Raw genomic sequence first — 26,307 nt, forward strand, 5'->3', positions numbered from 1 at the left:
GTCCTTTGCGCGTCCAGGAGGACGCGCGGCGCTGTAGTATGCTTTTGGATTTGAAGTTCCTGAAAGCTGATGCCATTGAAGTGGCAGGAACTTCAAATCCACCACGCTAGGTTGAAATGGCGTCAGAGATCGGCCGGCGTCACGAAGGCTTCGAGATAGCCGGTGCCTTGCGCGGCATTGGCAAGACTGCCTGGAAAACGGACGACCGCAAGGCCGGAGGCCGGGAAGCCGTGGTTCAGAATTCCCCTCGCAGCCTCGTCGCCATCGCCCGAAAGCGCGATAGTAAGATCTTCCGTCATCGGGTTGTGGCCGATGACGAGCAGCGAGCCTGGCCCGCCATTGCCGCGGATGATCGAGAGATAACTGGCGGCGTCCTCGCTATAGAGCGTGTCCAAGAACAGGACCCGGCCTGTATCGGTGTGGCCGGCCAGGCCTTCCAGCGTCTGGCGCGCTCGCTTTGCGTTGGAGCAAAGGGTGAGGTCCGGAATGTAGCTGCGGGCCCGCATGGCCGCACCCATGGTTTCGGCGTCGGCGAGGCCGGATGCGTCGAGCGGACGGTCGAAATCGCGCATGCCGGGCAGGGCCCATCCGGCCTTGGCATGCCTCAACAGGTAGAGCTTGCTCACCGGCCCTCGCTTGTGCCAAACACCGAAACTCGTCAAAAGGCGCTGCAGGATTAGCCATGAGAACGGCCTTATGCACAATGGCCGGCACCTTTCAAACCCAACAAATCATACGCGAATTCGGTCGTGCCCTTCATGCGAATGATGCGGCCAATACCGTTTTGCCCGACATTAACAATTGCGTGAAACTGTCGTCGATTACGCTTGTGCAGCATTCGGTCCGCGAATATATAGGCGCCAAAATTGGGGCTGTTTGGGTGAGTCGAATGAACGACATCGTTACTGCCGATTACGTACCCTCCGAAGACGAGCCGTTCATGAACGAACGGCAGAAATCCTACTTTCGCCTGAAGCTCGTCACCTGGAAGAACGACATACTGCGCGAAGCGCGCGAAACTCTCGAAATCCTGCAGCAGGAAAACGCCAACCATCCCGATCTCGCTGATCGCGCCTCTTCGGAAACTGACCGCGCCATCGAACTTCGCGCCCGCGATCGCCAGCGAAAACTCATTTCAAAAATTGATTCCGCGCTTCAGCGCATTGATGAAGGCACTTACGGCTATTGTGAGGAAACCGGCGAGCCCATCGCGCTGAAGCGGCTCGATGCGCGTCCGATCGCGACCTTGTCGATCGAGGCGCAGGAGCGCCACGAGCGCCGCGAGAAGGTCTACCGCGACGACTGAAGCACAGGCGGAGCGCCTAAAAAGCAGCCGATAGCGAATTTTGTCATGGCCGGTCTCCGGACATTTTTTGTTAGCTGTTCGCTGCCCCGGTTTCTGGCCGGTTATCTTTTCTGGCTGGAAAGCTCGCCGAGAAGCTTCGTCATCTCGTCATCGAGAGACGACGGTGCCTTTGCCGCCGGCTTGCTCTCCGGCTTGGTGGGGTGCGGGTCATCAAACGAGACCTCGAGCTCCCTCATCAGCGTATCGTCAATAGAATCCTGCTTTGGCGGGGAATCCTGTCTTGCCGGCGATGGCGCCTGTCGAAAGGCAGTGGCGTTCGCCGATCCGTAGGCGGGCAGCGGCGTGACGGTCGCCGATTGATGACTTTGCGCTGCTGGCTTCGGCGCTGGCGCCGTCTGATGGGGCCGGACAGGCGCCGGGGCCGCGCTTACCGGCTGCGGAGGCGGTGCTTGCGTCATTGGCGCAGGAGCCGGTTGAGGCGCGCGCGGCCGCGGTGCCGGCTGATGGCCGCCGCTATCTCCGGTCAGTGCAGGACGGCGCAGCGCCGACAGCCGGATGTCGCGTTCGACGACGACATCGGTTGGGCCTCCGATCAACAGCAGGTGCTCGATGTCGTCGCGGCGCACCAGCACCAACCGGCGGTGACTGTCGACAGCGGTGGCGTCCATGACGGCCAGGCGCGTCTTGCGGTTCCTGCCACCGGCAACGAATGTTCCAAAGGTCAGATTGCGGACCAGCTTGATGATGAGGAGAATAATGGCCAGAAGGACAAGCGCGACCAGCGTCCACAGGATTTCCGCGGCATAAGGACCCAAAACGCTATCCAGCCCTTGCATTAGTGCCCCCGTATCGGCTTTCGAAGAAAAGTGACACTAGACTGTTGCGGCACGCCCCTGCAAGTTGCCTTTCGCGCTTCTTGAACAGCTTGAAACGCCAATCTGGTGGATTTGAAGTTCCTGCGAATTGAGTGCGTCAGCGTTCCCACTTCAAATCCACCACACTGGATTTTCAGCAAGTTGCTGATGTGATGAATCCGAAATTCGCTCCGCGTTGCACCAAGGTGATGCGAATTTCGGTTTCACCACACCAGGCGCAGAACGGGCGTCATTTTTAGCGGACATTTGCCGCCAAGGCCTTTTCCGGACCCTGAGAATGTGATTCAACCGGGCAGGGGCAAGTACCGGATTTCACGAGCAGGGGGCATATGGCCAAGGAAGCGCGCGGCGATTTCTATCCGGTACCGATCGTCGACCAGAACACGCGACCGGGTGCGGTCACCCGGCTCATCGTCTTCATCGTCGTCCTGACCGGCGCTGCGATCGTCTTCGGCCTTTTCCGCGAACGTCTTGGCGATCCATTCCTGCTCGGAATGCTTGGTGTGCTGGCGATGATCGGCGTCGGCTTCCTGTTCGCCACCGCCATCGGCTTCGTGCAGATCACACCGCGCTCGACGAGTGACGAGCTATCGAAAGCGTTTGTCGATTCGATGTCGCAAGGTCTTCTGGTCACGGACACCAAGGGTCGTGTCGTCTACGCCAATCGGGCCTATGCCGACATGACGGGCGCCGCGTCCGCGGCGGATCTCAAGACGGTCGAAAGTTTGCTGTCCGACGTTCCCGAGGCCTCGGTGACCATATACCGGCTCGCCTCCGGCCTGCGCGACGGCCAGCCCGGCGACGGAGAGTTTCGGCTTGCGCAATCCATTCGACCCGGCGCCGAGCCGGGCGCGCGCTGGTACCGTGCCCGCGCCCGCGCCTTCAGCGTCCCGGGCCAGCGGCTGCCCTTGCTCGCCTGGCAACTCGCCGATATCTCGGAGGAACGGGCCGAGCAGGAGCGGTTCTTCCTCGATCTGCAGGAGGCCATCGACCATCTCGACCATGCGCCGGCCGGCTTCTTTTCGGCCGACCAGGAAGGCCGCGTCACCTATATCAACGCCACGCTGGCGGAGTGGCTGGGCATCGACCTGACGAGCTTCACGCCTGGTGCCGTTACGCTTCCGGAGATCGTCGCCGGCGACGGCATGGCGCTGGTCCGCTCAGTCAAGGCCGATCCCGGCACCACGCGCAATGCGATCATCGATCTCGATCTGACGACGGTGAAAGGCGAGGCGCTGCCCGTGCGTTTCATGCATAGGGTCTCAGCCAGCCGCGAGGGTGTCAACGGTCCGACGCGCACCATCGTGCTCAACCGGACGCAAGGTGAGGACGCTTCCGCCGATCTTCGCGCCTCGGAGATCCGCTTCACCCGCTTCTTCAATTCGACGCCGATGGCAATAGCGGCGGTCGACAACAGCGGGCGCATCTTGCGCACCAACGCGCCTTTCCTGTCGCTGTTTTCCTCCGTCGTCGACGGGGACGCGGTCGATCGGCGCGTGCGGCTGGACACGGTGATCCATGAGCGCGACCGGCCCGCCTTTGCCGCGGCGTTCGAAAAAGCGCGACAAAGGCAGGCCGACATCGAACCGATCGATACGCTGCTGCCCGGCAATGAAGAACGGCACATGCGCTTTTACGTCAACGCGGTTGCCGACGGCACCGGCGAGGGCGCCGAAGAATCGGCTATCGTCTATGCCGTCGAGACCACCGAGCAGAAGGCGCTCGAGGGCCAGATGGCGCAAAGCCAGAAGATGCAGGCGGTCGGCCAGCTTGCCGGCGGCATCGCACACGACTTCAACAACGTCCTGACCGCCATCATCATGGCGTCGGACCTTTTGTTGACCAACCACCGCCCGTCGGACCCGTCCTTCCCCGACATCATGAACATCAAGCAGAACGCCAACCGGGCGGCTTCGCTGGTGAGGCAGCTTCTGGCCTTCTCGCGCAAGCAGACGCTGCGGCCGGAGGTGCTCAACCTGACCGACGTGCTTGCCGACCTGCGGATGCTGCTGGCCCGCCTGGTCGGAAGCGACATCAAGCTGAAGGTCGATCATGGCCGCGATCTGTGGCCGGTGAAGGTCGACATCGGGCAGTTCGAGCAGGTGGTGGTCAATCTGGCGGTCAATGCGCGCGATGCGATGCCGGCTGGCGGCGACCTCACCGTGCGCACCCGGAACGTCACGACAGAAGAGAGCAAAAGCCTACCCTACCGCGAACTTGCGCCGGCCGATTACGTGGTGGTCGAAGTCGAAGACACCGGCAGCGGCATCGCCCCCGAAGTCCTCAAGAAGATTTTCGAACCCTTCTTCACCACCAAGGAGGTCGGCAAGGGCACCGGCCTCGGCCTGTCCATGGTCTACGGCATCATCAAGCAGACAGGCGGCTTCATCTTCTGCGATTCCGAGGTCGGCAAGGGATCGGTGTTCCGCATTTTCCTGCCGCGCTACATTGCTGAGGCGAGAAAGGCAGGCGAGCCCGGCGAGGCACCGGTCGCACCGGCAAAGATCGCCGACGCAGCCAAGGATCTGTCGGGCTCGGCCACGGTGCTGCTCGTCGAGGACGAGGATGCCGTGCGCATGGGCGGCATGCGGGCGCTGACGTCGCGCGGCTACACCGTCCACGAAGCGTCCTCGGGCGTCGAGGCGCTGGAAGTCTTCGAGGCGCTCGGCGGCAAGGTCGACATTGTCGTTTCCGACGTGGTGATGCCTGAGATGGATGGGCCGACCCTGCTTGGCGAACTGCGCAAGCGGCAACCCGACATCAAATTCGTCTTCGTTTCCGGTTACGCCGAGGATGCGTTCGCCAAGAACCTGCCGGCAGACGCGCATTTCGGTTTCCTGCCGAAGCCGTTTTCGCTCAAGCAACTGGCCACAATCGTCAAGGATGTGCTGGAATCTTAGGGCATACTAATTCTCGCACTTGCGAAATGGCGTGAGACTGCCATGATTATGGCGAAACGGGCGGCGGGTTTTGGGGGAGCATACCGTGACGCCGCACAACGAGGCAGGCAAGGGTGATTATGCCGCAACAGTGCTGTTGCCGGGCGATCCGCAGCGTGCCGAATGGATGGCGGAAACCTTTCTGGAGGCGCCGCGCTGCGTCAACCGTCGAAGGGAGGCCCTCGGTTTTACCGGCCTGTTTCGCGGTAAGCCCGTCAGCATCCAGTCCACCGGCATCGGCGTCTCGTCATTCCTGATCTACGCGCATGAATTGCTGGACTTCCATGGCGTGAGGACACTGATCCGCACCGGCACCTGTGGCGCCCTGACGGCGGCGGTTAAACTGCGCAGCCTGGTGATCTCGCAGTCGGTGCGGGGTGAAAGTGCAGAGAGCGGCCAAGTCTTTGGGCTCTACGGTGCTGATGCCGGCCCCGATCCGGCGCTTTATGCCCAGGCATTGACGCGGGCTGCCGAAATCGGCATCGAACATCAGGCCGGGCTGACCATCTGCAGCGATATATTCTATCATCCCCAGGGGCGCGATCGCTTCGCCGAAGCACAGGCACAGGGCGCGCTGGCCGTGGATATGGAGACCAGTGCGCTCTATCGCATTGCCGCGCATTTCGGCGCCCGGGCCCTGTCGATGCTGACTGTCGTCGACAATGTGGTGACCGGCGAGCAAACCGACTATTCCGAACGCCAGGCGCTTTTCACCGATATGACTCGCCTGGCACTCGATGTTGCGATCGAAAGTTAAGCTGCTTGCCGCTTCGGGGCCGTGTGTTCCTCGATGCCCGGCCGATGGCCACGCAGATAGAGAGCACAGGTCGTGCGCAGCATCGAGGCGAAGTTCGGAATCTGGCCATTGATCTCGATAGCCTCGTCATAGAGCTTCGAGATGAATTTCGGGGTCGTCAGACCCTGGCTGTCGGCGATCTCGTCGAGCAATGCCCAGAACGTCGCCTCGAGTTGGATGCTCGTCGAGTGCCCGTCGATGCGGATCGATCGATTGATCTGCCGGTAGCCCTCCGGATCCTGCCCGGCAAAAACTCTGCACATCGTTACCTCCCGTTCTTATTGGTCTTGGCCATTCTTGTTGATTTTAGGCGCAATCTGCAGCGATTCGCGCCTTTGAGCAGTGCCTATCGTGGCAAATTATCTTCAGCTGGAAAGCGGAAAACAGCAATCGGACTTTCGTCCTTAAAAGCGCGTCGCGTTTGAATGGATTCATGCGACGCGCTTTTAGGCCTCGTTCTTATGCATGTCGTTATCGCAAAACCGCTGCGCACTTTTGCGCGACATGCATTAGCGGTTTGCCACCCCGTCGTTAGATTAGCGCGTGGTAATCGGCTGCCACCACCTCTGCCGCAACCCGCGCATAATCACGCCGACGCGCATAAGGCGCTGCTGCGACGGAGTGTCATTTGGCGAAGACGATCCACACCATGATCCGGGTTCTGGACGAGGCCCGGTCCATCGACTTCTACCGGAAAGCCTTTGGGCTGGACGTCGCTGAACGGCTCGATTTCGAAACCTTCACGCTCGTCTATCTGAGCAATGCCGAGGCGGAGTTCGAGGTCGAGCTCACCGTCAACAAGGGCCGCCAGGAGCCTTACGCGCTCGGCGACGGCTACGGCCATCTCGCGGTTTCGGTCGCCGATCTGGACAGCGAACATGACCGGCTCGGCGCGCTTGGCCTGAGCCTGAAGAAGATCGTCGAGTTCAACCGCGACGGAGCGCTGCTCGCGCGCTTCTTCTTCATCGAGGATCCCGACGGCTACAAGATCGAGGTCCTGCAGCGTCAGGGCCGGTTCAAATAGGAGACATTACGGCCGCGCCGGCCAGCGCGGCGCCAGCCAGGGCACCTTCGGGTGCAGATAGCAAGCAAGGGAGGAACAAATGGTCACGATTTATGAGAGCAAGCCGGCCCATGAAAAGAAGCCCGGCCTATCGCGCCGCGAGCTTCTGAAGCGCGGCGGTGTCGGCGCGTTGCTGGTCATTTCAGGCAGTGCCGTCATCAGCCCGGAACATGCCTGGGGTCTCGAAACATCCGCGCTCAAGCCCGAAACCATGGCGACCCTGATTCACATGGCGCGCGACATCTACCCGCACGATCAAGTGCCTGACAAATATTACGCAATCGCCGTCAAGGCCCATGATGAGCAGGCCGGGAAAGACCCCACCCACAAAGATCTGATCGAAAAGGGAATTGCCGATCTCGACGTGAAGTCGGGCAAGGGCGGCTACACCGGTCTCGGCTGGGAGGAGCAGCGCATTACGGTGCTGAGAGAGATCGAGGACACGCCGTTCTTCCAGGCAGTCCGCGGCGGGCTTGTCGTCGGCCTCTACAACCAGAAGGAGGTCTGGCCGATCTTCGGCTACGAGGGCGAGTCCTACTCCAAGGGCGGCTACATGGCGCGCGGGTTCGACGACATCGAGTGGCTCTGAGCCCCATCGTCCCAAACCGTACACAACAGACATCACGGGAGGAATCCATGGCAGCACCATTTGATCTCAAGAACGATGGCGTGGTCGTCATCATCGGCTCGGGCGCCGGCGGCGGCACGCTCGGCAACGAACTCGCCCAGAAGGGCATCGATGTCGTCATCCTGGAAGCGGGCGCCCGCCACGAATATGAGGATTTCATCAACGACGAGTGGGATTCATTCGCCCAGCTCGCCTGGACGGACAAGCGCACGACCTCGGGAGACTGGCGGGTGGCGAAGGATTTCCCCAATCTGCCGGCTTGGATCGTCAAGGCGGTCGGCGGCTCGACCACGCACTGGGCGGGCGCCTCGCTGCGCTTTCAGGAGCATGAATTCAGAACGCTTTCGACCTACGGAAAACTGGAAGGCGCGAACCTGCTCGATTGGCCGATCACGCTTGCCGAGCTGGAGCCCTACTACGCAAAGGCCGAAGACAGACTAGGCGTGACGCTCACCAACAACATCCCGGGCCTTCCTGGCAACAACAACTTCAAGGTGATGAAGGCCGGCGCCGACAAGCTCGGCTACAAGGAGTGCCACACCGGCCGGATGGCAATCAATTCCGAGCCACGCGACGACCGCAATGCCTGCCAGCAGACCGGCTTCTGCTTCCAAGGCTGCAAATGGGGCGCCAAATGGTCGACGCTCTACAGCGAAATTCCCAAGGGCGAGGCGACCGGCCATCTCGAGGTCAGGCCAAACGCCATGGCGATCAAGATCAACCACGATCCCAGCGGCAAGGTGACCGGCGTCGTTTATGCCGACAAGGACGGCAAACTTCAGGAACAGAAGGCCCGCATCGTCGCCGTCGCGGGAAATTCGATCGAGAGCCCGCGGCTGCTGCTCAATTCGGCATCGAGCCAGTTTCCCGACGGCCTTGCCAATTCGTCGGGGCAGGTCGGCAAGAACTACATGCGCCACACCACGGGCTCGGTCTACGGCATCTTCGACAAGCCGGTGCATATGTATCGCGGCACCACCATGGCCGGTATCATCCGCGACGAAGCCCGCAACGATTCCTCGCGCGGCTTCGTCGGCGGCTACGAGTTAGAGACGCTGTCGCTCGGCCTGCCGTTCATGGCCGCCTTCCTTAATCCCGGCGGCTGGGGGCGTTCCTTCACCACGGCGCTCGACCACTACGACCATATGGCCGGCATGTGGATCGTCGGCGAGGACATGCCGCGCGAGGAAAACCGCATCACGCTGCATGCCGATATCAAGGACGAGCACGGCATGCCGGTGGCGGACGTCCATTTCGACGACCATGCCAACGACACGGCGATGCGCAACCACGCCTACAAGCAGGGCTCGGCGCTCTACGCGGCGGTCGGGGCGACGCGGACCTTCCCGACGCCACCCTATCCGTCGACCCATAATCTCGGCACCAACCGGATGAGCGAGAAGGCGACCGACGGCGTCGTCAACAAGCATGGCCAGGCGCACGACATCAAGAACCTGTTCGTGTCGGATGGCAGCCAGTTCACCACCGGCGGCGCTGAAAATCCGACATTGACGATCGTGTCGCTGGCGATCCGTCAGGCTGACTATATTGCCGAACAGATGTCGGCCAAGAGCATTTAGCCATACCCTCCAGACTTGCCTGCTGGCGCGGAACCTCGCAAGGTTTCGCGCCTCTTCCTGTCGGCTGTTCAACGCTTTGTGCAGGTCGAGGCGGTGAAGGCGCCGTCAGGCTGCTTCATGATGATGTCGAAGGACGGGCTGGTTTGACCGTCCAGGGTGGCTTGCGTGAGCGAGATCGAGTTGCCGCCGGTCGTATAGCCGCCCAACGGGCCCAACCAGGTGATCTCGCCGTTTGCATCCATCTGATAGTTGTAGCCCTGCCGGGCGGTTCCGAAGGTCACCGGGCCGCTATAGACATTCCCCTTGATGGTGATGTCGCCAAGGCTGAGGAACATGCCAAGCAGATAGACTTCGCAGTGATAGGTGCCGTCCGGCAATTTGCCGTCGGTGAAGTCGGCGCGTGCGCCGCCGGTGGCCGCAACCAGAAGCATGGTGCTGAAAATACAAGAAATCCTGGAGGCCATGACGTCGCTCTTTTGAAGATCGAACTTGCCCCATTTTCCTGCTGCGGTGCAACGGTTCGCCGTCTTTGATTTGGTTCTGCTCAAAATTGGCGCATTAATTCGCGAGTGATCAAAAATTAGGCGAGAGCGGGGGAGTTTTTTCCAGGCAGAGCACCGGCGGCGGCGCTTATCTTTGGCGGCTAATATATTAACCGGCTGGTAGGGCTGGGAAATCCAAGCCCACTTAATTTTGCTCCCGCGGTTGGCACAGCCGTTGCATGGTCTGTTTGCGATGCGATCAACCAGCTAGGGAGTTTGAAATATGAGGGGAAGTTTCTCGACAATAACAAAAATGCTTTCGGCAGGCGCGGTTACGGCCGGCCTGCTGATGAGCGTCCCGGCCAGGGCGGCTGACGATACGATCAAGGTGGGTATTCTTCACTCGCTGTCGGGTACCATGGCGATTTCGGAGACGACGCTGAAGGACGCCATGCTGATGCTCATCGAAGAGCAGAATGCAAAGGGCGGCCTGCTCGGCAAGAAACTCGAAGCGGTCGTCGTCGATCCGGCTTCGAACTGGCCGCTGTTCGCCGAAAAGGCGCGCGAGCTGATCTCCAAGGACAAGGTCGCGGCGGTGTTCGGTTGCTGGACCTCGGTGTCGCGCAAGTCGGTGCTGCCGGTGTTCAGCGAGCTCGACAACATCCTGTTCTACCCCGTCCAGTATGAGGGCGAGGAGAGCGAGCGCAACGTGTTCTACACCGGTGCGGCGCCGAACCAGCAGGCAATTCCGGCCGTCGACTATCTGATGAGCGAGGACGGCGGTTCGGTGAAACGCTGGGTGCTTGAAGGCACCGACTACGTTTACCCGCGCACCACCAACAAGATCCTCGAAGCCTATCTGAAAGCCAAGGGCGTCGCCGCCGAAGACATCTTGGTCAACTACACGCCGTTCGGCTTCTCCGATTGGCAGACCGAGGTCTCGGCGATCAAGAAGTTCGGCTCGGCCGGCAAGAAGACCGCCGTCGTCTCGACCGTCAATGGCGACGCCAACGTGCCGTTCTACAAGGAACTCGGCAATCAGGGCATCAAGGCCGAGGACATCCCGGTCATGGCCTTCTCGGTCGGCGAGGAAGAGCTTGCCGGTCTCGACACCGCGCCACTCGTCGGCCATCTCGCCGCCTGGAACTATTTCCAGAGCATCGATACGCCCGAGAACGCGAAGTTCATTGCCGACTGGCACAAGTTCATCAAGAACGACAAGCGCACCACCAACGACCCGATGGAAGCCCACTATGTCGGCTTCAACATGTGGGTGAAGGCGGTTGAGAAGGCCGGCACCACCGATCCTGACAAGGTCATCGACGCCGTGATCGGCGTCTCGGTGCCGAACCTGACCGGTGGTTATTCGACCATGATGCCGAACCATCACATCACCAAGCCTGTGCTGATCGGCGAAATCCAGGCCGACGGCCAGTTCGAGACCGTCTCGCAGACGCCTGGCCTGGTGATGGGTGACGAGTGGTCTGACTATCTGGCTGATTCGAAGGACCTGATCTCCGATTGGCGCGCGCCTCTGTCCTGCGGCAACTTCAATGTTGCAACCGGCAAGTGTGGCGGCAAGGGAACCAACTGATCCTCCCGGGTCTGACGGTCGTGGATTTCTCCACGACCTAGACCGCGACGCGTCCGGGCGAGCTCCTCCTCTCCTCCAGCCCGCCCGGACGCGAAGTTCAACCTTTCAAGAGTCGCCAGAAATCGATGATCTTCACCCGCGCGATCGGCCTGACGCTGCTGCTCCTCCTCCTGGGGATGCTGTCGCCGTCGAACGCTGCCGAAGCGGATCTGCGCGCCATCATTGCCAAATTTGCCACTGCCTCGAATTTTTCGGCCACCGAAGCTGTCGTGCGCGAGCTCGCGGCCACCGGTGACACTGCCGTCGAACGTCCGCTTGGCGCGCTTGCGGAGGGCGATCTTTACGTTCGCAAGGCCGATTCGCTGGTTTTCATCGGCAAGGAAGGCGGCGGCAGCGTTGCGCTGCTCGACCCGCTGAGCGGGGAAAAGTCCGGCGAGGCGGCCAAGGGCGAGATCACCAAGATCAAGGTCAACAATACGCTGCGCCGCGCCATCCGCGATGCTCTGGGCACACTGACGCTCGGCGCGAAAGATCCGGCTGCGCGCTTTGCTGCCGCCGACACCATGTTCAAGACGCCCGATGCCACAAACATCGAGCCACTCGATGCCGCAATCACCAGCGAGAGCGTGGCAAGCGTCAAAGCGCTGCTCGAACAGGCCCGCGCCGCATCGGTTCTGGTGTCGGACAGGCCGGAAGCCGACAAACTCGCGGCGATCGCCCTGATCGGCGCGCGCGGCGATCGCAACGCACTGTCCCTGCTCACCGCCGTCGAGGCCAATTCCGAAGGCGCGGTCAAGGACGCGGCGACGGCGGCGATCGCCAACATCAATTCGACGCTGGCGCTGTGGGATGCGGGCCAGAACATCTGGTACGGCATCTCGCTCGGATCGGTGCTGCTGCTGGCGGCGATCGGTCTCGCCATCACCTTCGGCGTCATGGGGGTCATCAACATGGCGCATGGCGAAATGGTCATGCTCGGCGCCTACACGACCTTTGTCGTGCAGGAAGTGATCCGAAACTCCTTTCCCGGCCTGTTCGACTGGTCGCTGGTCATCGCACTGCCGCTCGCCTTCTCGGTCGCGGCGCTCGTCGGCCTTGTCATCGAGCGGGGCGTGATCCGTTTCCTTTACGGCCGGCCGCTGGAGACGCTGCTGGCGACATGGGGCGTCTCGCTGATCCTGCAGCAGGCCGTGCGCACCATCTTCGGGCCGACGAACCAGGAGGTCGGCAACCCGTCATGGATGTCGGGTTCGTTCGATATCGGCCAGCTCGCCGTGACCTGGAACCGGCTCTGGATACTGGTATTCGCGCTCGGCGTGTTCGCGGTGCTGCTTTATGTGATGAAGCGCACGCCCTGGGGTCTGCAGATGCGCGCCGTCACCGCCAACCGCCGCATGGCCGCTTCGATGGGCATCAGGACACCATGGGTCGACGCGCTGACCTTTGCATTGGGGTCCGGCATTGCAGGCATCGCCGGTGTCGCGCTCAGCCAGATCGACAATGTCTCGCCCAATCTCGGCCGCGGCTACATCATCGACAGCTTCATGGTCGTCGTCTTCGGCGGCGTCGGCAATCTCTGGGGCACGCTGGTCGGCGCCTTCTCGCTCGGCATCGTCAACAAATTCCTTGAACCCTATGCCGGGGCAGTCCTCGGCAAGATTGTCGTGCTGGTCATCATCATCCTGTTCATCCAGAAGCGCCCGCGCGGCCTTTTCGCGCTGAAGGGCAGGTCGGTGGAAGCATGATCACGGGACGCTTCTTCGCCGCCGGCGCCGATCGCCGCATCGCGATCACGATCTTCATCCTTTTGGCGGTCGCCTTCATCGTGCCGCTGCTCAATCTTGCGGTCTCGCCGACGAGTGCGTTCTACGTGCCGTCCTATGTCGTCGCGCTCACCGGCAAGTATTTCTGCTACGCGCTGCTCGCTTTGGCGCTCGATCTCGTCTGGGGCTATTGCGGCATCCTTTCGCTCGGCCACGGCGCCTTCTTCGCGCTCGGCGGCTATGCGATGGGCATGTATCTGATGCGCCAGATCGGTTCGCGCGGCGTCTACGGCAATCCGCTGCTGCCGGACTTCATGGTGTTCCTGAACTACGGGGAATTGCCGTGGTTCTGGTACGGTTTCGACCAGTTCTGGTTTGCCGCGATCATGGTGCTTGCGGTGCCCGGCCTGCTCGCCTTCGTCTTCGGCTGGTTCGCCTTCCGCAGCCGCGTCACCGGCGTCTACCTGTCGATCATCACCCAGGCGATGACCTATGCGCTGCTGCTTGCGTTTTTCCGCAACGACATGGGTTTCGGCGGCAACAACGGCCTGACCGATTTCAAGGATATTCTCGGCTACAACGTGCAGGCGGATGCGACACGCTCGGCATTGTTCGCGGCCAGCGCCGCCACGCTGGCGCTCGCCGTCTTCGTCACCTGGGCAATCGTCGGTTCCAAATACGGCAAGCTGCTGATGGCGGTGCGCGACGCTGAGAGCCGCACCCGCTTTCTCGGCTGGCGCGCGGAGAACGTCAAACTGTTCGCCTTCACCGTGTCGGCTGTCATGGCCGGCATTGCCGGCGCGCTCTACGTGCCGCAGGTCGGCATCATCAATCCAGGCGAGTTCGAGCCGTCCAATTCGATCGAGGTCGTGGTGTGGGTGGCCGTAGGCGGGCGCGGCACCATCGTCGGGCCGATCATCGGCGCGCTTGTGGTCAATGCCGGCAAATCCTGGTTCACCGGCGTGCTGCCCGAGTTCTGGCTGTTTGCGCTGGGCGGACTGTTCGTCGCCGTCACGCTGTTCCTGCCCAAGGGCATTGTCGGCATGTGGGATTCCTGGCGCGGCAATGCCAAGGCGCTGCGTGCGGCCTCGATTGCCGAGGAAGCCGGCACCGATCAGGATGCCCCGGCGCCGCCGAAGATCGTTCGCAGTGCCGCGAGGACGCCCGGCGACTGGTCCGCGTCCGGCCCCGAACCGCAGCCGGCGGAGTGAGCGATGTCGAAGAGCAACACCATCCTCTATCTCGACGGCGTCTCGGTTTCCTTCGACGGCTTTCGCGCCATCAACAATCTGTCGCTGGTGCTCGACAAGGGCGAGATGCGGGCAATCATCGGTCCCAACGGCGCCGGCAAGACCACGATGATGGACATCGTCACCGGCAAGACGCGTCCCGACGCGGGCGAGGTCTACTTCGACGGCCAGGTCGACCTGACCAAACATGACGAGGCCGAAATCGCCATGATGGGCATCGGCAGGAAATTCCAGAAGCCGACCGTCTTCGAAAGCCACACGATCGAGGAGAACCTGGTGCTCGCGCTGAAGGGCCCACGCTCAATCTTCCCGGCGCTACTCCATCGCCGCTCGGCCGCGGAGGCGCGGCAGATCGACGATATCCTCGGCATCACCCGGCTGGGCGACAAGCGCGATGAACTCGCCGCCAATCTCAGCCACGGACAGAAGCAATGGCTCGAGATCGGCATGCTGCTGGCGCAGGATCCGAAGCTGCTGCTGGTCGACGAACCTGTCGCCGGCATGACCGACGCCGAGACCGAGGAGACCGCGCGGCTGCTCAAGGATATTGCGCGCGACCACTCAGTCATCGTCGTCGAGCACGACATGCATTTCGTGCGCGAGCTCGGCGTCAAGGTCACCTGCCTGCACGAAGGTTCGGTCCTGTCCGAAGGCTCGCTCGATTTCGTTTCGGCCGACGAGCGTGTCGTTGAAGTCTATCTGGGGAGATAATCATGGTCTGGCGCGTTCCGTTCCATCATTTCGACCTTTCGTTCTTCAGGCGTTGGGGAAGGCGCTGACCATGCTCGAAGTCTCCAACGCCACGCTGCACTACGGCGCCGCCCAGGCGCTGCGTGGCGTCTCGCTGAAGGCCGGCGCGGGCAAGATCACCTGCGTGCTCGGCCGCAACGGCGTCGGCAAAACCAGTTTGATGAGATCGATCGTCGGCCACCACCGGCTGACGAGCGGAAGCGTTGCCTTCGAGGGGAAGGCGCTCGACCGGAGCGCGGCGTATGATCGCGCCCGGTCGGGCATCGCATTCGTGCCGCAGGGCAGGGAGATCTTCCCGCTGCTCACGGTGCGGGAAAACCTCGAATCGGGCTTTGCGCCATTGAGGCGCGCCGACCGCAACATTCCCGGCCATGTCTTCGAATTGTTCCCGGTGCTGAAGCAGATGCTCGGCCGCCGGGGCGGTGACCTTTCCGGCGGCCAGCAGCAGCAGCTTGCCATCGGCAGGGCACTGGTGATGCGGCCGAAACTGCTGGTGCTCGACGAGCCGACCGAGGGCATCCAGCCGTCGATCATCAAAGATATCGGCCGCGCCATCCGCTATCTGCGCGACCAGGCCGGCATAGCCGTGCTGCTGGTCGAACAGTATCTCGATTTCTGCCGGGAACTGGCAGACGAGGTCAACATCATGGACCGCGGGCAGATCGTCCACACCGGCCCGGCCGAGGATCTCGACCGGGCGGATGTTCGCAAGTTCCTGACCGTTTGATCGCAGACCCTCGAGATTAGCCGAACCATCTCTCCCCTCGTCATCCTGCGGCGAAGCAAGGAGCGAAGCGACGCGGCGCAGAGCCCAGGATCCATGCCGTGACATCCGCCGAAGAGTGCAGCGGTCAAGAATAGAAGCCGTTCTCCCCCCACCCTGGATTCTGCACTGTGGCGATGCTCTGAAGTTACGGCGTTGGGTCTTCGCTCCGCTTCGCGTCACTGCGCCCAAGGATGACGAAATCACGAAAGCCGCTCAGTCTTTCCTGAACGCCTCTGGCGCGCCGAGGATTGCATGCTAGGCTTTACTTGGCCTTGTTGAGTCGGCCGCTTTCCGTATCAGTCTCGTTGACGGATCAAGGTGAGGCGTGGGCTCAGCCGGCACGTTCTGTGCAAGCAACCCCTTCCCGCGATCCGATTTTTGTTCGATGCATTTGGGGCACTTGGGCCAGGGACGCCGATGGAACGTTACGTCGAGGACTACCAGAAACGACGGCTCACCGAGCGCGTCGACATCATGACCGCTATCAATGTTCTGAAATCGCAAGGATACGACCACGACGAGCTGATCGCAGAGATCACCAAGGTCTTCTACGTCGATCTCGATACCTACAACGAGGTCGTGATGGCGGCGTGAGGGCTGACGGAAGGGGCGGATGCGCTATACCGCCACGCGGCTAACTTGCGCGTCGGAAGGTCGAGGCCGCGACGCGGTTGCGACCGCCACGCTTGGCGGCATAGAGCGCCTTGTCGGCGGCGCTGAGCACCTTGTCAAAGCTCATGCCGTCCTTGCTGCCGAAAGCGTATCCGGCGCTGACCGTACATGTCAGGGGACGGGTTTCGGTCTCGATGACACGCGCGGCGAAGGAGGTGCGTATACGCTCGGCGGTGAACTCCACCGCTTCGGGCAGGGTGCGCTTCAGAACCAGCGCGAATTCCTCTCCGCCCATGCGCGCGGCGACATCGGTCGGGCGAAGGTTCTCGACCAGGTCCTCGGCGAACACTCTCAACACCTGATCGCCCGTGGCGTGCCCGAACTCGTCGTTGATGACCTTGAAGCCGTCGAGGTCGAACATGACCACCGCCGTGAAAGCCCCGATCGGGGCGCCGCCATTGAGATCGAACAGCGCGCGGCGATTGAGCAGGCCGGTCAGCGGATCGGTCAGCGCGTTCAGACGGTGATATCGGGCCAGACGGCCCTGGTTGAGTGCCAGCGAAAGGGCGCCGATGCCGGTCATGCTGGCGATGACGACGACGAGGCTCAGATCCTCGGCCCAGTTGCTGGGCGCATGTCCGAGGACAAGCTTCCCATCCCATGCAAGAGCCATGGCGCACAGCACAAAGGAAATGCCGGTGGCCGAGTAGAGCACGGTAAGGCCGATGATCGGGACAGGAGTTTCAGCGCGCCCGACCCAGTACTGATAGGCCGTTGAAAACAGAATCAGGGCGGCAAGGAAATTTTCGAATATGAAGCCGAGCCCGTCATATCCGAGCGCCATCGGCGGCAGCGCCAGGGCAAGCGAGATGCAGCTGCCGAGCACCGTCAGCGGGATCGGCGACTGGCCTGACCTGAACTGGTAGGCGGCGCCCAGCATGGTCGAGAACCCAACCAGGAGCAAGGCGAAGGTCGCGATACCGAGGATGCGTCCGGGCGTCTCGATATAGTCCTCGTATATGAATACGTCGCCGACGACCAACAACGCGCTGATCGACCATGTCAGCAGAAACTTTTCAGTTCGCGCGGTTAGCCAGATGCCGAACAACGTCAGGCTCAGGCAGGCGGCGGAAAAACCGACAGCCAGCAGAAGTGAGTGGTAGTCGAGCGACATGCCCTAACCCGCGGCTGCCCCAGCTCCGCGAATTCATGCAGCAAGGAGGTATCGATAAGGTTACGACGGCTGTGAAGATGCCATGATTCGACGTTGTCAGCCGGTGACGCGCTTCATCAGCGCCATGGCGCCGAACGGCGCGCGGACCTTGCCCTCGGTGATGAAGTAGACGAACACATCGCGCGGTTTGACCGGTGCGTCGGTTGGCGGATCGGTGCGCGGCAGGTCGGCCGGCGCCTTGCCATCCGCCCAGGTTTTTGCCCGTGCCGCCCATTCGTCGAGCGCCTTTGGCGTGTAGCAGTCGGGATTATCATCGCTGCCGGTCTGCAACCGGACATAGATGAAATCGCCGGTGATGTCGGCGATCCCAGGATATTTGGCGTGGTCGGCGTAGACGATCGCCACCTTGTATTTGCGCGCCAGGGCAGCGAATTCCGGCACGACGAAGCTGTCGTTGCGCACCTCCACCGCATGGCGCAGCGCAACGCCGTCCTGCTTTTCAGGCAAAAGCTTGAGGAAGGCCTCGAAATCGTCCGGATCGAACTTTTTGGTCGGCGCGAACTGCCACAGGATCGGCCCGAGCTTGTCGCCGAGTGCGGCGACGCCCGACCCCAGGAAGCGCATCATCGATTCACCGGCCTCGCCGAGCACGCGGCGGTTGGTGACGAAGCGGTTGCCTTTCAGCGAATAGACAAAACCGTCCGGCGCCTCGTTAGCCCATTTGACGAAGGTCGGCTCCTTGAAACTCGAATAATAGGTGCCGTTGACCTCGATGCTCGCCACCTGCCGGGTAGCGTAGTGCAGCTGTTTCGCCTTGGACAGCTTGTCCGGATAGAACGACGCGTCCCATGGCTCGAAGGTCCAGCCGCCCATGCCGGCGCGAATTGTTCCTGATTGAGTCACTGTCGTCCTCCCGTTTGCTGAAAAGGATCAGGCGATGGCCGTTGTCTGGGTGGCTTTAGCCATGTCGACGACCGTCGATCCTGGCCGGTATGGATTGGGCCGACGACCCGTTTCGTGAAAGCCATAGGCTTTGTAGAGCGCGATGTTTCGTTCCATCCTGGCGTTGGTGTAGAGCCGCACCTCGGGCAAATGCCACAGGCGCGTCTGTTCGTCCGCCCACTTGAGCAGTGCGATGCCGAAACCCTTGCCCTGGAAAGCAGGGCCGACGGCGACGGGGAAGATCATCGTGTGGTTTGGGTGCCGCTCGAGGACAATCAGTCCGGCCGGCTCGCCGCTGCTTTCCAGCAGCCGGACCTCGCCGCGTTCGATCCGCGGCGCATAGTCCTCGGTGACCGGGATCGGCGGCGCGCCCAGCAAGGCCGTGTAGGGCGCATAGGCGGCTTCGGTCAGCCGGACGATTGTGGCGAGATCCTCAGCAAGCGCTCTTCTGATCTTCATTTGAAGGTTCTTCCAAACGCCAGCCAGTCCTCACTCACTCCGCCGCTTCGCGCTTGCCTCCGGGCCGCCGCTCCAGCAATTCGCGCAGGAACTGGCCGGTGTAGCTGCGCTTCTCGCGGACGATGTCCTCCGGCGTGCCTGACGCCACCAGCTCGCCGCCGCCGTCGCCACCCTCGGGACCGAGGTCGAGCACCCAGTCGGCGGTTTTTATGACCTCGAGATTGTGCTCGATGACGACCACCGTGTTGCCCTGGTCGACCAGCTCGTGCAGCACTTCCAAGAGCTTGGCGACGTCGTGGAAATGCAGGCCGGTGGTCGGCTCGTCGAGGATGTAGAGCGTCTTGCCGGTCGCCTTGCGCGACAGTTCCTTGGCGAGCTTGATGCGCTGCGCCTCGCCGCCCGACAGCGTCGTCGCCTGCTGGCCGACATGGATGTAGCCGAGGCCGACCTGTTTCAGCGTCTCCAGCTTGTCGCGCACGCCGGGCACGGCGGCGAAGAAATCGACGCCCTCCTCGACCGTCATGTCGAGCACGTCGGCAATCGACTTGCCCTTGAACAGGACGTCGAGCGTTTCGCGGTTGTAGCGCTTGCCATGGCAGACGTCGCAGGTGACATAGACGTCGGGCAGGAAGTGCATCTCGATCTTGATGACACCGTCGCCCTGGCAGGCCTCGCAGCGGCCGCCCTTGACGTTGAACGAGAAGCGGCCCGGCTGATAGCCGCGCGCCTTGGATTCCGGCAAGCCGGCGAACCAGTCGCGGATCGGCGTAAAGGCGCCGGTATAGGTGGCGGGATTGGAACGCGGCGTCCGTCCGATCGGCGACTGGTCGATATCGATGACCTTGTCGAGAAATTCGAGGCCCTCGATGCGGTCATGATCGGCCGGATGCTCGCGCGAGCCCATGATGCGGCGCGACGCTGCTTTGAACAACGTCTCGATCAGGAAGGTCGACTTGCCGCCGCCGGAGACGCCGGTGACGGCGGTGAAGGTGCCGAGCGGGATTTCGGCGGTAACGTTCTTCAGATTGTTGCCACGCGCGCCGACGATCTTCAGGCGCCGGTTCTTCTTGGCCTCGCGCCGCACGGCCGGCGTCGCCACTTCGAGCTCGCCTGACAGATATTTGCCGGTGATCGAGGCGGGGCTCGCCATGATCTGCTGCGGCGTTCCCTGCGCGATGATGTGGCCGCCATGGATGCCGGCGGCCGGGCCGATATCAACGACATAGTCGGCATGCAGGATGGCGTCCTCGTCATGCTCGACGACGATCACCGTGTTGCCGATGTCGCGCAGATGCTTCAGCGTGTCGAGCAGGCGCGCGTTGTCGCGCTGATGCAGGCCGATCGACGGCTCGTCCAGCACATAGAGCACGCCGGTGAGGCCGGAGCCGATCTGCGAGGCCAGGCGAATGCGCTGGCTCTCGCCGCCCGACAGCGTGCCGGAATTGCGCGACAGCGTCAGGTAGTCGAGCCCGACATCGTTCAGGAAGCGCAGCCGCTCACGGATCTCCTTGAGCACGCGCACCGCGATCTCGTTCTGCTTGTCGCTGAGCGAAGCGGGCAGGGCGGTGAACCATTGGTCGGCCTTGCGGATCGACAGCTCGGTGACCTCGCCGATATGCTTGCCGGCGATCTTCACCGCAAGCGCTTCCGGCTTCAGCCGGTAGCCGCGGCAGGCCGGGCAAGGCGTGGCCGACATGAAGCGCTCGATCTCCTCGCGCATCCAGGCCGATTCGGTTTCCTTCCAGCGCCGCTCGAGATTGGGAATGACCCCCTCGAAGGTTTTCGTCGTCTTGTAGGAGCGCAGGCCGTCATCATACTGGAAAGTGACCTCGCGCTCGCCGGTGCCATGCAGGATGGCTTGCTTTGCCTCTTCGGTCAGGTCCCGGAACTTGTCGCCGAGCTTGAAGCCATAGGCCTTGCCCAGCGCCTCCAGCGTCTGCACGTAATAGGGGGAGGTCGATTTCGCCCATGGGCTGACGGCGCCCGCACGCAGGGACAAATTGTCGTCGGGCACGATCAGACTGGCGTCGATGGCGCGCTGGCTGCCGAGGCCGTCGCAGGTCGGGCAGGCGCCGAACGGGTTGTTGAAGGAGAACAGCCGCGGCTCGATCTCAGGAATGGTGAAGCCGGACACCGGGCAGGCGAACTTTTCCGAGAACAGAATACGTTCGTGCGTCTCGTTCTTCGACTTGTTGACCGAATCCTCGCCGGTCTGGCTGGCGTCGAGCGGCCGGTCGGCGAATTCGGCCACCGCCAGCCCGTCGGCGAGCTTCAGCGCGGTCTCGATGGAATCGGCAAGCCGCGTCGCCAGATCGCCGCGCACCACGATGCGGTCGACGACGACGTCGAGATCATGCTTGTATTTCTTGTCCAGCGCCGGCACGTCGGCGATTTCGTAAAAGACACCATCGACCTTCACGCGCTGAAAACCCTTTTTCTGCAGTTCCAGCAGTTCCTTGCGGTATTCGCCTTTGCGCCCTCGCACCATCGGCGCCAGGATGAACAGACGAGTGCCTTCCTCGACCGCCAACACGCGGTCGACCATCTGCGACACCGTCTGGCTCTCGATCGGCAGGCCGGTGGCCGGCGAATAAGGGATGCCGACGCGCGCGAACAGCAGCCGCATATAGTCGTAGATCTCGGTGACGGTCCCGACCGTCGAGCGTGGGTTCTTCGAAGTGGTCTTCTGCTCGATTGAGATGGCCGGCGACAGGCCGTCGATCTGGTCGACGTCAGGCTTCTGCATCATTTCGAGGAATTGCCGCGCATAGGCCGACAGGCTCTCGACATAGCGGCGCTGGCCTTCGGCATAGATGGTGTCGAAGGCGAGCGACGACTTGCCGGACCCCGACAGGCCGGTCATGACGATCAGGCTGTCACGCGGCAAGTCGAGATCGACATTCTTCAGATTGTGTTCGCGCGCCCCGCGAATGGAAAGATATTTATGGTCGGCCATCGCCGGTCGCCGCCTCAGATCTGGAATCTCATGGGATGGCGGGTTGTCCCGACCATCCCCTATGTAGGTAATTTCGTCACCTTTTCGAGAGACGCCACAACTCTCGACCAGAGCCTTTAACCGTCTTTCGCGCGGGCGAGCAAGCGGAAAGAACAAAGGCCGAACACGCTCCTGACAAAAGCGCCCAGGTAATCCACGGCCGACGCCGGGCTGCTCAAAACGGATGCAAATTTCGGATTCGCCACACAAGCGATCACATTTTTTGTAATCGGCTATCCAACGGTTGACGTCTCAGCCTCTGAGAGTCAGACTCCAAACGTCAACCGAAGCCGGCCGTCTTTTGATGGCCGCGCCACCCAAGGTGGCCTGCGAGACGCCGCGGGCTTTTGCGATATGTGCTTCGGACGACACCGGTCGCAATGGACAGAAAAGGAGAGCAGAGGAATGACTCCACCGGACAGTCCCTTGAGGCTCCACGTGTCGCTGGAGCCGCGGCAGGCATAAGTGCCAGGGCCAGGCGTTTGCGCCGCCCGACAAACCGTGATCTGCCGATCCCCATTAAAATCAGAGACTACTAGTCGGATCGTCGGCTGAACGCCGCGAAGCATCCGAAATCAAAGGCCGGCAGTGTACTCCCGGCAAGTTTGGATTTTAGATCCAAAAAAAGCCCCGACCGTTTGCGGAAGCAGCGGCGGGGCTGTTCATTTCAGATGGCCGCAGCGCACGAGTGCCTTGAGATTTGTGGCAACGATGAAGGCCGATGGACCTGTCCTACCGCCGGGGGGCATTGATCGTGCCGGCGCCGACATCGAAGGTTATGCTGCCGGAAATCCTGACATCGGTATCGCCGATCTTGAACTGGCCGTTGCTGGGCACGGCGTCGTCGGGTTCGGGAGCCGGCCTGGCGACGCGATAGTCGCCGGCCACGCCTGGCAGCGTGCCTTCGTGGGGCGGCGTTGAATTGTCTTCGGCGAGCGCTGCGCCGGAGGTCATGGCCGCGACGGCGATGCCGATGATCAGTCGGTTCAAGCAAGTGCGTGAAATCCTAGACATCGGCGGACTGTATCGCCGCACACTGGCCGAAGCCAGACCGGTGGCGATCAAACTTGCCGAACGGCTTGGCTGTTATCGCTCCTGGCGTTCGGCCACCCCTTTCACGCCGCCTGTTTGCGCGTGTCAAAAACATGGTCGACAAGCCCCCAGGTCTTTGCCTCCTCGGCGGTCATGAAATGGTCGCGGTCGAGCGTGCGTTCGACCTCTTCGAAGGTGCGACCGCAGTGGTGCGCGTAAAGCTCGGTCATGCGCCGCTTAGTCCTGAGGATGCCTTCGGCGTGGCGCTGGATGTCGGAGGCCTGGCCCTGGAAACCGCCTGACGGCTGGTGCAGCAGGATGCTGGTGTTGGGCAGCGCGATGCGCCGGCCCGGCGTGCCCGCCATCAGCAGGAAAGAGGCCATCGAGGCGGCAAAGCCCATGCAGACGGTCGATACCGGACTGCGTATATACTGCATCGTGTCGTAGATGGCGAAACCGCTGGTCACCACGCCGCCCGGCGAGTTGATGTAGAGCGAAATCTCCTTGTCGGGATTGTCGGATTCCAGCGACAGAAGCTGGGCACAGACCAGCGCCGACACATTGTCATCGATCGGACCGTTGATGAAGACGATGCGCTCGCGCAGCAGCCGCGAAAAAATGTCGAAGGCGCGTTCGCCGCGGCTCGACTGCTCGATCACCATCGGCACCAGGTTGGCAAAACCGCTCATCGCTTTTCTCCGTTGTGTCGTTCAGGCCGCGCGCAGGGAGAGGCGAGGCGTGTTTGCGGCTATGATCTGTCTGGGGCTGTGTCCGTTGAGCGAAACCCGGCAACCGGCGCCTGCAACCGCAGGCGTAGCTACCCGCGCAAATCCATCGTGGACGATGCGCAGATGCGTGCCGCCCGACAGGGTGCGGTCGAGCGTGAAGGTGACAATGCTATCCATTGGGTTGTCCAGCGGGCTGGTGAGCGGATCCGCTGTGTTGCCAGGCGCCGGCCGCTCCCGCCAGGAATAACGCAGCAGGCGTTCGGGCTCGGCGTCGAGGATTTCGCACTCGATCTGACTATCAGCCTTAGCAAAGGCAAAGCGGCCGCCGATCTCCGGCTTGATGTCGTTCGGCATCATCCAGGCTGCAAGCAGGTCCGGCACCGTCAGCGCCCGCCACACTTTTTCCGGCGGCTCTGGAAGCTCGCACTCAAACTCGATCGAATCTGCCGCCATGTCTGAATGCTGTTTTGCCGTCATTGGTCCATATCCTTCAAAACCGCCTTGAGTCTTTCGATACGCTCGGGCCAGAACGCGCGGTAGCGCTCGATCCAACCGAGCAGCGGGTCGAGCCCTTGCGGATCGGCGCGATAATAAGCGTTGCGGCCGACTCGCCGCTCGGCCACCAGGCCGGCGCCGCGCAGCACTGCGAGATGCTGCGAGACGGCCGGTTGCGACACGGTCACGCCGCTGCGCAGTTCCGATACGGTCATCTCGCCGGCGGCGAGCCGTTCGTAGACGGCGCGGCGCGTCGGGTCGGAAAGCGCTCGAAAAATCTCTGCTTCGATCATGGCAGAAGCATAAGTCGACACTTATTGGTTTGGCAAGCGGTGTTTTAGGCTGGCGGTGTTTTAGGCAGGCGCTTTTTACAGGCTCGTTAGAAGCCAGCGTCTCACCATCTCGGGGGACCCGTCGAACGTCGCCTCGAAAATTGGTGACGCGAGCACGGCATGGATATGAAGCGTTTCGGAGCCGGCGTTTCGGAAGCCATGTTTCCTGTGCGCGGGAACAACAAGGGACTGCCCGGGAGTCAAGACGATACTCTCCTCATCGATCCACATTTCAGCCTTGCCAGCGATCACAGTAAGCACTTCCTCGACCGGGTGCCAATGTGCCGGGGCGCCAACCGCGGGCTCGACCCATTGTTCAAATATGCAAAGTTGAGTTGCGCCGTTGCGGGCCGAGACGTGCATGCGGGTTTGTACTCCCGCTCGCCACTCTTCTTGCGGCTGGTCCTCATGTACAACTGTCTTCATTGTGTTCAACCTTCGATCCCGGCGGCCAGATATCGTGAATTTCCAGGCCCAAGATACTACTTGTTGCTGACATTCCTTGACAGTAGAGATTAATGAGCCTAGGAACGAAAAGAGAACAAAAACCTTGTGGGAAAAGCCAGCCACGGCAGGCAGGGATTGTCCGCAGTCTATAAGGTGAGCGACAGAAATTTTGTTTCGGATGAGCGCGGAGAAGTATCATGGCGGGTAGCGTCAACAAGGTCATTCTGGTGGGCAATCTCGGGGCGGATCCGGAAATCCGCCGTTTGAATTCGGGTGAGCCGGTCGTCAATATCCGCGTCGCCACTTCGGAAAGCTGGCGCGACAAGACTTCCGGCGAGCGCAAGGAGAAGACCGAGTGGCACAATGTCGTCATCTTCAACGAGCAGCTCGCCAAGGTCGCCGAGCAGTATCTGAAGAAGGGTGCGAAGGTTTATGTCGAGGGCCAGTTGCAGACGCGCAAATGGCAGGACCAGACCGGCAATGACCGCTACACGACCGAAATCGTGCTGCAGAAATTCCGTGGCGAGCTGCAGATGCTCGACGCACGCGGGCAGGGCGAGGGCGGTCAGGTCGGCAGCTATGCCGGTGGCGGCAGCAGCCGCGGTTCCGATTTCGGCCAGTCCGGCCCGGGCGAGAGTTTCAATCGCGGCGTCGGTGGCGGCAACAAGGGTGGCGGCGGTTCGTCGCGCGAACTAGACGACGAAATTCCGTTCTGATCGCTCGGAGCGAGCGGCTCTGCGCGAGCTGACAACGCCACTATTTGAGGCCACGCATTGGCGTCCCGAAAATCTGTCTTGGATTTTCGGGACGTTGTGCGTTTGAGTAGTGCGCGGTGAAAGGACGTATCAGATGAAAGCACGGGTCAAATGGGTCGAGGAGCGCACTTTCGTCGGCGAGTCCGGCAGCGGTCACAAGGTGGTACTGGGGACTGCGTTCGGACCGGAAGGCAAGACGCCGGGGCCGAGCCCGATGGAGCTGGTGCTGCTCGGCACTGGCGGCTGCTCGGCCTATGATGTGGTCCACATCCTCGAAAAGGGGCGCGAGGCGGTCGAAGACTGCGTGGTCGAACTCGACGCCGACCGGGCGGAGAAGGAACCCAGGGTGTTCACCCGCATCCATATGCATTTCATCATCAAGGGCCGCGCGCTCTCGCCCGACAAGGTGAAACGGGCGATCGATCTTTCGATCGAAAAATACTGCTCAGCGACCGCGATGATGGCCAAGACCGCCACCGTCACGCATGATTTCGAGGTTGTGGATACAGCGGCGAAGTAACCGAATAATAAGGGCTGAATATTT

27 protein-coding genes are annotated in these 26,307 nt (G+C 61.8%); 14 read left to right on the forward strand and 13 right to left on the reverse strand.

The genetic code is table 11. The features are described from left to right. Window positions 1-122: 122 nt before the first annotated feature. Entirely contained in the window at window positions 123-626 is a 504-nt protein-coding gene (locus AC0NIE_RS20685; protein WP_123145940.1) for a SixA phosphatase family protein, read from the reverse strand. Window positions 627-889: 263 nt separating this feature from the next. Here AC0NIE_RS20685 and dksA point away from each other — a divergent pair, with 263 nt between their 5' ends. After that, the gene (gene dksA, locus AC0NIE_RS20690) at window positions 890-1,306 is read left to right on the forward strand and encodes an RNA polymerase-binding protein DksA (RefSeq protein ID WP_006202025.1); all 417 of its coding nucleotides are present in this window, start codon (window positions 890-892) and stop codon (window positions 1,304-1,306) included. A gap of 101 nt (window positions 1,307-1,407) precedes the next feature. Here dksA and AC0NIE_RS20695 read toward each other — a convergent pair whose 3' ends face one another. Then, on the reverse strand, window positions 1,408-2,142 hold the full coding sequence (locus AC0NIE_RS20695; RefSeq protein ID WP_473487082.1) for a hypothetical protein: 735 nt from the start codon (window positions 2,140-2,142) through the stop codon (window positions 1,408-1,410). Window positions 2,143-2,510: 368 nt separating this feature from the next. Here AC0NIE_RS20695 and cckA point away from each other — a divergent pair, with 368 nt between their 5' ends. Together cckA and AC0NIE_RS20705 are read left to right on the forward strand one after the other, a co-directional pair. Further along, the gene (cckA, locus tag AC0NIE_RS20700) at window positions 2,511-5,081 is read left to right on the forward strand and encodes a cell cycle histidine kinase CckA (protein WP_473487081.1); all 2,571 of its coding nucleotides are present in this window, start codon (window positions 2,511-2,513) and stop codon (window positions 5,079-5,081) included. 85 nt (window positions 5,082-5,166) lie between these two features. Further along, a complete protein-coding gene (locus AC0NIE_RS20705; RefSeq protein WP_473487080.1) occupies window positions 5,167-5,877 on the forward strand; it encodes a purine-nucleoside phosphorylase in 711 nt (236 codons plus the stop codon). Here AC0NIE_RS20705 and AC0NIE_RS20710 read toward each other — a convergent pair. Continuing rightward, complete coding sequence (locus AC0NIE_RS20710; RefSeq protein WP_077384009.1) at window positions 5,874-6,179, reverse strand: ribbon-helix-helix domain-containing protein; 306 nt, start codon at window positions 6,177-6,179, stop codon at window positions 5,874-5,876. The two genes, AC0NIE_RS20705 and AC0NIE_RS20710, sit on opposite strands and share 4 nt — an antisense overlap. Window positions 6,180-6,544: 365 nt before the next feature. Between AC0NIE_RS20710 and AC0NIE_RS20715 the strand changes: the two genes are divergently transcribed. The 3 genes from AC0NIE_RS20715 to AC0NIE_RS20725 all read left to right on the forward strand — a co-directional run bounded on the left by AC0NIE_RS20715 (window position 6,545) and on the right by AC0NIE_RS20725 (window position 9,187). Next, window positions 6,545-6,940, forward strand: a complete 396-nt coding sequence (locus tag AC0NIE_RS20715; RefSeq protein ID WP_473487079.1) for a VOC family protein — start codon at window positions 6,545-6,547, stop codon at window positions 6,938-6,940. Window positions 6,941-7,019: 79 nt separating this feature from the next. Continuing rightward, window positions 7,020-7,568, forward strand: coding sequence for a gluconate 2-dehydrogenase subunit 3 family protein (locus tag AC0NIE_RS20720; protein ID WP_473487078.1), 549 nt, complete (start codon window positions 7,020-7,022; stop codon window positions 7,566-7,568). Window positions 7,569-7,615: 47 nt separating this feature from the next. Next, on the forward strand, window positions 7,616-9,187 hold the full coding sequence (locus AC0NIE_RS20725) for a GMC family oxidoreductase (protein WP_473487077.1): 1,572 nt from the start codon (window positions 7,616-7,618) through the stop codon (window positions 9,185-9,187). Window positions 9,188-9,255: 68 nt separating this feature from the next. Here AC0NIE_RS20725 and AC0NIE_RS20730 read toward each other — a convergent pair whose 3' ends face one another. Beyond that, window positions 9,256-9,651, reverse strand: coding sequence for a hypothetical protein (locus tag AC0NIE_RS20730; protein ID WP_123145941.1), 396 nt, complete (start codon window positions 9,649-9,651; stop codon window positions 9,256-9,258). Between the two features lie 301 nt (window positions 9,652-9,952). On the opposite strand from AC0NIE_RS20730, the gene urtA reads away from it, so the two are divergent. The 6 genes from urtA (at window position 9,953) to AC0NIE_RS20760 (ending at window position 16,386) form a co-directional block, all read left to right on the forward strand. Beyond that, window positions 9,953-11,263, forward strand: coding sequence for an urea ABC transporter substrate-binding protein (gene urtA / locus AC0NIE_RS20735; RefSeq protein WP_473487076.1), 1,311 nt, complete (start codon window positions 9,953-9,955; stop codon window positions 11,261-11,263). A gap of 125 nt (window positions 11,264-11,388) precedes the next feature. Continuing rightward, window positions 11,389-13,008, forward strand: coding sequence for an urea ABC transporter permease subunit UrtB (urtB, locus tag AC0NIE_RS20740; RefSeq protein ID WP_473487075.1), 1,620 nt, complete (start codon window positions 11,389-11,391; stop codon window positions 13,006-13,008). Continuing rightward, entirely contained in the window at window positions 13,005-14,237 is a 1,233-nt protein-coding gene (gene urtC / locus AC0NIE_RS20745) for an urea ABC transporter permease subunit UrtC (RefSeq protein WP_473487074.1), read from the forward strand. The genes urtB and urtC overlap by 4 nt, the downstream gene beginning before the upstream one ends. A 3-nt stretch (window positions 14,238-14,240) precedes the next feature. Next, on the forward strand, window positions 14,241-14,987 hold the full coding sequence (gene urtD, locus AC0NIE_RS20750; RefSeq protein ID WP_473487073.1) for an urea ABC transporter ATP-binding protein UrtD: 747 nt from the start codon (window positions 14,241-14,243) through the stop codon (window positions 14,985-14,987). 70 nt (window positions 14,988-15,057) lie between these two features. Further along, window positions 15,058-15,753 carry an urea ABC transporter ATP-binding subunit UrtE gene (gene urtE, locus AC0NIE_RS20755; protein WP_473487072.1) on the forward strand — a complete coding sequence of 232 codons (696 nt, stop codon included), beginning with the start codon at window positions 15,058-15,060 and terminating at the stop codon, window positions 15,751-15,753. A 456-nt stretch (window positions 15,754-16,209) separates the two neighbouring features. Next, window positions 16,210-16,386, forward strand: a complete 177-nt coding sequence (locus AC0NIE_RS20760; protein WP_473487071.1) for a hypothetical protein — start codon at window positions 16,210-16,212, stop codon at window positions 16,384-16,386. Window positions 16,387-16,426: 40 nt separating this feature from the next. Here the strand turns inward: AC0NIE_RS20760 and AC0NIE_RS20765 are convergent, their stop codons facing one another. From AC0NIE_RS20765 to AC0NIE_RS20805, 9 genes are all read right to left on the reverse strand, one after another. After that, on the reverse strand, window positions 16,427-17,578 hold the full coding sequence (locus AC0NIE_RS20765; RefSeq protein WP_473487070.1) for a GGDEF domain-containing protein: 1,152 nt from the start codon (window positions 17,576-17,578) through the stop codon (window positions 16,427-16,429). 96 nt (window positions 17,579-17,674) lie between these two features. Next, complete coding sequence (locus AC0NIE_RS20770; RefSeq protein ID WP_473487069.1) at window positions 17,675-18,481, reverse strand: DUF72 domain-containing protein; 807 nt, start codon at window positions 18,479-18,481, stop codon at window positions 17,675-17,677. A 27-nt stretch (window positions 18,482-18,508) separates the two neighbouring features. Then, the gene (locus AC0NIE_RS20775) at window positions 18,509-18,979 is read right to left on the reverse strand and encodes a GNAT family N-acetyltransferase (protein ID WP_473487068.1); all 471 of its coding nucleotides are present in this window, start codon (window positions 18,977-18,979) and stop codon (window positions 18,509-18,511) included. Between the two features lie 34 nt (window positions 18,980-19,013). Further along, window positions 19,014-21,935 carry an excinuclease ABC subunit UvrA gene (uvrA, locus tag AC0NIE_RS20780; protein ID WP_473487067.1) on the reverse strand — a complete coding sequence of 974 codons (2,922 nt, stop codon included), beginning with the start codon at window positions 21,933-21,935 and terminating at the stop codon, window positions 19,014-19,016. Between the two features lie 771 nt (window positions 21,936-22,706). Next, window positions 22,707-22,964, reverse strand: a complete 258-nt coding sequence (locus tag AC0NIE_RS20785; protein WP_473487066.1) for a hypothetical protein — start codon at window positions 22,962-22,964, stop codon at window positions 22,707-22,709. Between the two features lie 125 nt (window positions 22,965-23,089). Then, window positions 23,090-23,695, reverse strand: coding sequence for an ATP-dependent Clp protease proteolytic subunit (locus AC0NIE_RS20790; RefSeq protein WP_473487065.1), 606 nt, complete (start codon window positions 23,693-23,695; stop codon window positions 23,090-23,092). A 21-nt stretch (window positions 23,696-23,716) separates the two neighbouring features. Then, complete coding sequence (locus tag AC0NIE_RS20795) at window positions 23,717-24,211, reverse strand: SRPBCC family protein (RefSeq protein ID WP_473487064.1); 495 nt, start codon at window positions 24,209-24,211, stop codon at window positions 23,717-23,719. Beyond that, on the reverse strand, window positions 24,208-24,522 hold the full coding sequence (locus tag AC0NIE_RS20800; protein ID WP_473487063.1) for an ArsR/SmtB family transcription factor: 315 nt from the start codon (window positions 24,520-24,522) through the stop codon (window positions 24,208-24,210). The genes AC0NIE_RS20795 and AC0NIE_RS20800 overlap by 4 nt, the downstream gene beginning before the upstream one ends. Before the next feature lie 75 nt (window positions 24,523-24,597). Further along, the gene (locus tag AC0NIE_RS20805) at window positions 24,598-24,987 is read right to left on the reverse strand and encodes a cupin domain-containing protein (protein ID WP_473487062.1); all 390 of its coding nucleotides are present in this window, start codon (window positions 24,985-24,987) and stop codon (window positions 24,598-24,600) included. Between the two features lie 218 nt (window positions 24,988-25,205). On the opposite strand from AC0NIE_RS20805, the gene AC0NIE_RS20810 reads away from it, so the two are divergent. Next, window positions 25,206-25,724: a single-stranded DNA-binding protein gene (locus AC0NIE_RS20810; RefSeq protein WP_473487061.1), complete on the forward strand. Its 519-nt coding sequence runs from the start codon at window positions 25,206-25,208 to the stop codon at window positions 25,722-25,724. Window positions 25,725-25,857: 133 nt separating this feature from the next. Beyond that, complete coding sequence (locus AC0NIE_RS20815; protein ID WP_473487060.1) at window positions 25,858-26,283, forward strand: OsmC family protein; 426 nt, start codon at window positions 25,858-25,860, stop codon at window positions 26,281-26,283. Window positions 26,284-26,307 lie beyond the last annotated feature (24 nt).

It is taken from the genome of Mesorhizobium sp. WSM4842, assembly GCF_055901575.1.

Coding starts and splice junctions, on each gene's coding strand:
- AC0NIE_RS20760 (WP_473487071.1), top strand. CDS start 16,210: ATGGAACGTTACGTCGAGGACTACCAGAAACGACGGCTCACCGAGCGC.
- urtE (WP_473487072.1), top strand. CDS start 15,058: ATGCTCGAAGTCTCCAACGCCACGCTGCACTACGGCGCCGCCCAGGCG.
- AC0NIE_RS20790 (WP_473487065.1), bottom strand. CDS start 23,695: ATGAGCGGTTTTGCCAACCTGGTGCCGATGGTGATCGAGCAGTCGAGC.
- AC0NIE_RS20710 (WP_077384009.1), bottom strand. CDS start 6,179: ATGTGCAGAGTTTTTGCCGGGCAGGATCCGGAGGGCTACCGGCAGATC.
- AC0NIE_RS20775 (WP_473487068.1), bottom strand. CDS start 18,979: ATGAAGATCAGAAGAGCGCTTGCTGAGGATCTCGCCACAATCGTCCGG.
- AC0NIE_RS20800 (WP_473487063.1), bottom strand. CDS start 24,522: ATGATCGAAGCAGAGATTTTTCGAGCGCTTTCCGACCCGACGCGCCGC.
- cckA (WP_473487081.1), top strand. CDS start 2,511: ATGGCCAAGGAAGCGCGCGGCGATTTCTATCCGGTACCGATCGTCGAC.
- AC0NIE_RS20810 (WP_473487061.1), top strand. CDS start 25,206: ATGGCGGGTAGCGTCAACAAGGTCATTCTGGTGGGCAATCTCGGGGCG.
- urtD (WP_473487073.1), top strand. CDS start 14,241: ATGTCGAAGAGCAACACCATCCTCTATCTCGACGGCGTCTCGGTTTCC.
- AC0NIE_RS20765 (WP_473487070.1), bottom strand. CDS start 17,578: ATGTCGCTCGACTACCACTCACTTCTGCTGGCTGTCGGTTTTTCCGCC.
- AC0NIE_RS20805 (WP_473487062.1), bottom strand. CDS start 24,987: ATGAAGACAGTTGTACATGAGGACCAGCCGCAAGAAGAGTGGCGAGCG.
- urtC (WP_473487074.1), top strand. CDS start 13,005: ATGATCACGGGACGCTTCTTCGCCGCCGGCGCCGATCGCCGCATCGCG.
- urtA (WP_473487076.1), top strand. CDS start 9,953: ATGAGGGGAAGTTTCTCGACAATAACAAAAATGCTTTCGGCAGGCGCG.
- AC0NIE_RS20815 (WP_473487060.1), top strand. CDS start 25,858: ATGAAAGCACGGGTCAAATGGGTCGAGGAGCGCACTTTCGTCGGCGAG.
- dksA (WP_006202025.1), top strand. CDS start 890: ATGAACGACATCGTTACTGCCGATTACGTACCCTCCGAAGACGAGCCG.
- AC0NIE_RS20795 (WP_473487064.1), bottom strand. CDS start 24,211: ATGACGGCAAAACAGCATTCAGACATGGCGGCAGATTCGATCGAGTTT.
- uvrA (WP_473487067.1), bottom strand. CDS start 21,935: ATGGCCGACCATAAATATCTTTCCATTCGCGGGGCGCGCGAACACAAT.
- AC0NIE_RS20720 (WP_473487078.1), top strand. CDS start 7,020: ATGGTCACGATTTATGAGAGCAAGCCGGCCCATGAAAAGAAGCCCGGC.
- AC0NIE_RS20725 (WP_473487077.1), top strand. CDS start 7,616: ATGGCAGCACCATTTGATCTCAAGAACGATGGCGTGGTCGTCATCATC.
- AC0NIE_RS20695 (WP_473487082.1), bottom strand. CDS start 2,142: ATGCAAGGGCTGGATAGCGTTTTGGGTCCTTATGCCGCGGAAATCCTG.
- AC0NIE_RS20730 (WP_123145941.1), bottom strand. CDS start 9,651: ATGGCCTCCAGGATTTCTTGTATTTTCAGCACCATGCTTCTGGTTGCG.
- urtB (WP_473487075.1), top strand. CDS start 11,389: ATGATCTTCACCCGCGCGATCGGCCTGACGCTGCTGCTCCTCCTCCTG.